This window comes from Thermaurantiacus sp. (assembly GCF_053487655.1).
In genome coordinates this window covers 1-5,605 of the sequence record NZ_JBRCLD010000089.1, presented here as the reverse complement: position 1 = coordinate 5,605, position 5,605 = coordinate 1, and the positions used below count along the sequence as shown (strand labels likewise).

7 protein-coding genes are annotated in these 5,605 nt (G+C 65.1%); 3 read left to right on the top strand and 4 right to left on the bottom strand.

Translation table 11 applies throughout. The features are described from left to right. Positions 1-397 (top strand): hypothetical protein (locus ACWIQA_RS08970; protein ID WP_448582732.1); only part of this gene is annotated, 397 nt, incomplete at its 5' end. On the opposite strand, the gene ACWIQA_RS08965 is transcribed toward ACWIQA_RS08970, so the two are convergent. Continuing rightward, positions 373-525 carry a hypothetical protein gene (locus ACWIQA_RS08965; RefSeq protein ID WP_448582731.1) on the bottom strand — a complete coding sequence of 51 codons (153 nt, stop codon included), beginning with the start codon at positions 523-525 and terminating at the stop codon, positions 373-375. The two genes, ACWIQA_RS08970 and ACWIQA_RS08965, sit on opposite strands and share 25 nt — an antisense overlap. A gap of 97 nt (positions 526-622) precedes the next feature. After that, positions 623-919, bottom strand: coding sequence for a YciI family protein (locus ACWIQA_RS08960; protein ID WP_448582730.1), 297 nt, complete (start codon positions 917-919; stop codon positions 623-625). Positions 920-1,047: 128 nt separating this feature from the next. Between ACWIQA_RS08960 and ACWIQA_RS08955 the strand changes: the two genes are divergently transcribed. Next, on the top strand, positions 1,048-1,734 hold the full coding sequence (locus ACWIQA_RS08955) for a TetR/AcrR family transcriptional regulator (protein WP_448582729.1): 687 nt from the start codon (positions 1,048-1,050) through the stop codon (positions 1,732-1,734). A gap of 299 nt (positions 1,735-2,033) precedes the next feature. Here the strand turns inward: ACWIQA_RS08955 and tsaD are convergent, their stop codons facing one another. Together tsaD and ACWIQA_RS08945 are read right to left on the bottom strand one after the other, a co-directional pair. After that, on the bottom strand, positions 2,034-3,125 hold the full coding sequence (gene tsaD / locus ACWIQA_RS08950; protein WP_448582728.1) for a tRNA (adenosine(37)-N6)-threonylcarbamoyltransferase complex transferase subunit TsaD: 1,092 nt from the start codon (positions 3,123-3,125) through the stop codon (positions 2,034-2,036). 48 nt (positions 3,126-3,173) lie between these two features. After that, positions 3,174-4,457: an MFS transporter gene (locus tag ACWIQA_RS08945; protein ID WP_448582727.1), complete on the bottom strand. Its 1,284-nt coding sequence runs from the start codon at positions 4,455-4,457 to the stop codon at positions 3,174-3,176. Positions 4,458-4,547: 90 nt separating this feature from the next. Between ACWIQA_RS08945 and ACWIQA_RS08940 the strand changes: the two genes are divergently transcribed. Beyond that, positions 4,548-5,441 (top strand): motility-associated protein, encoded by an 894-nt coding sequence (locus ACWIQA_RS08940; protein ID WP_448582726.1) that lies wholly within the window; start codon positions 4,548-4,550, stop codon positions 5,439-5,441. Positions 5,442-5,605 lie beyond the last annotated feature (164 nt).

Here is a 5,605-nt window from a genome sequence, read left to right as displayed (position 1 = left end):
GCGCTATCGCTGCGACGTATGGTGGCTCGCGCGCTTCTGGAACCGGTGGGGCGAGCTCACGCAGGCAATGCCCGGGCGCGTCCTCACGGTCACCTATGAGGCGACGGAACGCGATGCGCGCGCCGTGCTGTCAGCCATTTCGGACTACTGGCATCTCGGGCTCGGTGCGGCGGCGCTTGATGCGGCGCTGGCCGCGGGCACGAAGGGCGCGATGGCGCTGCGCATTGATCCGAACGGTGAGCCGAATGTCCTGCAAAACCGGCAGGAGGCGCCGGCAACGCTGTTCCGTGATACGGCGTACACGATCTATGCCGACCGTGTACGGAGCGCCTTCCGGCATGATCTCGGCTATGACCTTCTCACCCCTCCGGCTCAACCCGCGCTTTCGGCAACATAGCCCGAGCGGCGGCCATCCGGGCCATATCCTGTCCAGGACCGCTCGGCGCCGTCCTCCAGAGGCGGCAGCACCGTTCCGGGCTGGCTGATCACCTTGAGCCGGACCCATCGGTCCGGGAAATCAATCATCAACAGGTCCCCTTATTCGGCAGGCCCGCCCGCCTTTTGGCAGGGCCCCGGCAGATCAAACCTCAGGCGTGGTTGAGATTGCCGAACGTGCATTGTTTCATGCCGGTTTTCCATCACCGATGGCCCAGCGTGTCTCGTGAATTCGGACCTCGCCGAAGACGCCCGCCTTCACGTAGGGGTCTGCGGCATGGAGAGCACGCACGGCGTCGAGGCTTTCCGCTTCGATCAGGAAGACCGAGCCCGTCATACGGCCACCTTCGTCGAACAGCGGCCCGGCCATGCGCACAATCGGTCCGAGGCCGGCGACCCAATCAAGATGGGCAGGGCGGGTTGCGGCGCGGCGGGCAGGGCCACCGATCTCATCATCGAGGCAGTGAAGGCAGTAAAGCGGCATGGGTACACCTTAAGACGGGCGAGGTAAGTCACGGCCCCAACCGCACGTTGTGCAATTGGATACTGAATACTATATTGAATGTTCAGAAATTTTGGATAGTCTGGTTGGTGGCCTGATAAAGGTGATCCATGGCCCAGACAGACGAAATTCGCCAGCAGATCCTGCTCGCTGCCGTCGAACGCATTCTCCACTACGGATATGCGAAAACAACGATGGCGGAGATAGCGCGCGACTGCAACATGTCGGCGGGCAACATCTATCGCTTCTTTGCGTCAAAGCTCGACATCGCCGAGGCGATGGCGCGCAAGTTCAACGCGCAAGCCTCCGAAGTGCATGAGGACATTGCCAGCCGCCCCGCGAGTGCCGTCGACCGGCTAAGGGAGTTTTTTCACTTTGATCTCGCCCGGACCTACACGGCGATTGCTGAGGATGCAAAGATCCTTGAAGTGGCTGAGGTGCTTGCCCGCGAGCGGCCCTTGTTCATGAACGAGGCGCTGGCGCATGAGCGCACTTATCTCGTGCGTATCCTCCTCGACGGTGTGAGCAAAGGCGAATTCCGGCCGCTCGCACACCCGAATGAGACGGCCGAGATGATGCAGTCGGGGCTGATGAAGTTCCGCTTCCCGCAGCTTTTCTCAATGCTGACCCTGCCGAAACTGCAGCGCGAGCTCGATGGCGTGCTTGACCTGATGCTGGCGGGGCTGTCGCCGGGGGCCGTTGTGCCAGCCGCTTGGGAAGGCCTGCCGGCCTCCGTGCGCGCCGCGTGTCCTGCACATGAGGGATCGTCCGCAGTCCGGGCCATGAAAGCTGACTAATAAATAATTTTGATTTTGTTCATTGATTAATCGTCAGGGAAGCGCCATATAACGCTTAAGGGCGGCGATGACTGCCGCCCGATAGCCCGAAGGACCTGACCCCATGACCCGCTCTGCCGAAGAAACCCGCAACGCCATTCTTGCCTTCCTCGTCGCGATTCCCGCCTCCGCGATCGTCGTCGCTGCAACGCTTGGGCTGACAAGCTTCGTCATCTGACGGAGCGGGCCGGCTCCCTCGCCGCACGCGGCGCTTCGGGTCCGGCCCGTCTCACAGCTCAAGGATGACTGCTGCCGGTGGGTCAGACTTTCGCGCCGCGACGGCCACTTCCATAGACAGGGGCCATGCTGGCTGACAGGGTGTCGAGCGGCCAGCGCGGACGAGCCGGCGCGCTGAGGCCGTCATCCGGATCGACGAGCCCCGAGGCCAGGCGTTCGGCGCCTGCCAGCGCGATCATCGCTGCATTGTCGGTGCAGTGCCGGGCGGGCGGGGCGATTAGGCGCGCGCCTTCACGCGCCGCGGCGGCCTCAAGGGCAGCGCGGATGGTCCGGTTGGCAGCCACGCCGCCGGCCACGACAAAGCGTTTCTCGCCATCGCCCGAAGCGAAGGCCGCAAGCGCCGCCGCACTGCGAGCGGCAAGCACATCGCAGACGGCCGCCTGGAAGCTCGCGCAGATGTCGGCCTTCGCCATCTCGTCTGTTGCTGTTTCGGCGGCGCGAGCGACCGCGGATTTGAGCCCTGCAAAGCTCATATCAAGACCCGGGCGCCCGATCAGTGGCCGCGGAAACGCATAAGCGGCCGGGTCGCCGGAAGCGGCCATGCGCTCAACAGCCGGTCCACCCGGAAAGCCCAGTCCCAAGGCTTTCGCAACCTTGTCGAAGGCCTCGCCCACGGCATCGTCGATCGTCGAGCCGAGACGGCGATACTGCCCGAGCCCGCCAACCTCAAGGAACGGGCAATGCCCGCCCGAGACGAGCAGGAGGAGGTAAGGGAAGGGGCAGTCGGCCGCGAGCCGCGGCGACAGCGCATGGCCTTCGAGGTGGTTAACCGGGATGAACGGGATGGCCGCGGCTTGGGCAATTGCCTTGCCGGTCATCAGCCCGACCAGAACGCCGCCGATGAGGCCGGGTCCGGCCGTCGCGGCCACGGCGTCAAGATCGCCATAGCCGAGGCCGGCGGCATCCATTGCCGCGGTGACGGTGCGGTCGGCAATCTCGGCATGCGCGCGGGCGGCAATCTCGGGCACGACGCCGAGATAGGGCGCGTGTTCCGCAAGCTGGCTGTGAATTATGTCTGACATCAGATGCACGCGCCCGCCGTCAAGGCGCAGCACGGCGGCGGCGGTTTCGTCACAACTCGTTTCGATGCCAAGGACAGTGATAGACAGAACCATAGGCGCCAGCCTTTACGCCGGGCAGGACGTTGGCGGAAGCCTTCTCCATCAGGACCCTGACGGCTCGTCCTCCCGGACTTCTCCAAGCCCGTCCTTCATCCCGAAGCGGGCATAGAGCAGCATGCCGAGCAGCATTGCTGCACAGAGATAGAAGGGAAGGGCCCGATCAACATATTCATAGAAGAAGAGGCCGAAGAAGGGCGTGACGATGTAGCCCATGCCGTTGGCAGAGATGACCAGCCCGGCCACATTGCCCTGCAGCTGCGGCGAGACGGCCAGTGAGGCGCCGCTTGAGAAGCCGGGCCGCGCAAGCCCCTGGCCGAGGCCGATCAGGAATTGCGAGATCAGGAGGCTCGCAAAATCTTGGGCAAAGACAATGATCAGGGTGCCAATGATCAGCGGAATGCAGCCAGCCCACATCAGGGTCTTGTTGCGCAGATTGAGGCGCGGAATGATGACAAGTTGGGCGAGCAGCACGGCGAGGGCGCCGACCGTGAAGGCGGGTCCGGTGTATTGCGCCGCCTCGCGGCCGCCAACACCGAGCTTGTCCATCACGGCGAAGACGAACACCTGCGTCAGCACGCCGGTTACGAGCGACAGGCCGACGGCGTAGACGAGGAAAGGCAGTACACGGTCGGAATACCAGAGGCCGCGCGCGGCAAATTCGGCTTCGAGGCGGACGGCATCGGTCACCGGGGCGCGCTGCTCCGGCAGGCGAAACCAGATCAGGGCGGCCATCAGCGCAGCCAGCAGCGCCGTGAACAGCGCAGGGGCAAGGATGCCGACGAGCCCGACGAGCGCAGCCGCAAAGGCTGGACCGACGACGCTGCCGACGCTGAAGCCGGAAGAGAGGAAGGCAATCTCGCTCTGGCGTTCGGCCTTGCTTGTCCGGTCGGCAACATAGGCCTGCGCCGCCGGATTGGCGGCCGAGCCGATGAGGCCGAACAGCGAGCGGGCGAGCGCGAGGCAGACAAAAATCACGGCGATATTGGTGAGCACGCCGCCGAGCGCGAGGGCGCCGGTCAGCCAGATGAGCAGCATCGAGATGCTGTAGCCCGCCAGTCCGATCGCCGCGACGGTGCGCCGGCCCCACCGATTTGAGCGCTCGCCCCAGAAAGGCGAGGCGAGCGACCAGAGCAGCGCCGAGAGCGAAAAAACTGCGCCGGCCATCCAGTCCGGCATGTCGAGCTCGCGGGTGAGTTGCGGCAGCACAGCTGCCAGCAGCATCGTATTGCCGGCGCCAATCGCCATCAGGGCAAAGAAGAGCAGGATGAAGGCGCCCCGCCGGTCGGGGCGCGACTGGTCGGGCGCCGGATCAGTCGAACCGGTCATGACTTTTTCTGTGCCGCCGGTCGAGCAAATGTCCAGTCCGTGATGTGCCCCGCAACGCGGCCTTAAGGCAGAGGGCGCATGGATGGCAGCATGCTGCAACTCCTCGGTTTTCTGATCATCTTCGCCCTCGTTGGCGGCGGGCTCGCGCTGACGAGCGGGCCGGCGGTATTGCATGCGCTGCCGCTGGAGCTCGGGCTCATCGGCGGGGCAGCGGTTGGCACAGTGATGCTCGGCAACTCGCCGCAGGTGGCCCGCGAGGCCTTTGCGGGTTTCTGGCGCGCCTTCCGCGGCGCGCGCTTCAGCCGCAGGGATTATGCGCAGCAATTCGAGGTGCTGGCCCAGCTCATGCGCGCCGTCCGCAAGGGTGGCTTTGTCGCAATCGAAGCCGATGTCGAGGCGCCTGAACGTTCGGCGCTGTTTGCGCGCGCGCCGGCCCTGGCCCGGGCACCTGAGGCGCGAGCGCTCATCTGCGATGCGTTCCGGCTGATGGCGCTCGACCTGTCGGACCCGGCGCGCGCAGCCGCGCGGATGAACCAGGCAATCGACACCCATGCCGGCCAGCGGATGAAGGCGGTTGCGGCGCTGAATACGCTGGCTGACGCCTTGCCTGCGCTCGGCATCGTCGCGGCGGTGCTTGGGATCATCCGGACGATGGGCATGATCGACCAGTCGCCGGCCGTGCTGGGCGGCATGATCGGGGCCGCCCTTCTCGGCACCTTCCTCGGCGTTCTGCTCGCTTATGGGCTCGTCGGCCCGATCGCTGCGCGCTACGGCCAGATTGTCGAGGAGGAAATGCTGTTCCTTGAGACAGTGCGCGCGGCAATCTCTGCCTTCGGTCAGGGCGCCGCCCCGTCCATTGCGATCGAGATGGCGCGCACGCTGCTGCCGGCACATCTGCAACCAGATCCACCGGCATCTGGCGGGCTGCGGGCTGTGGTGACGGCACCGTCGGCGGCGGCGCAGCGAAGGGCTAACGAAAGGTAAACGCAACCGGCGGAAACCGGGTGGCCATAGAAGGCTCATGCCAAGAACCACGTGGTAGCTTTCATGGCGACAAGGTGAAGGATTTTCCGATGTCAGAGCTCGCTGCCACCCCCGGCCCGGCCAAGCCCGCCGGGACGAAGACGCTGATCCGCCTTTTATCCGTG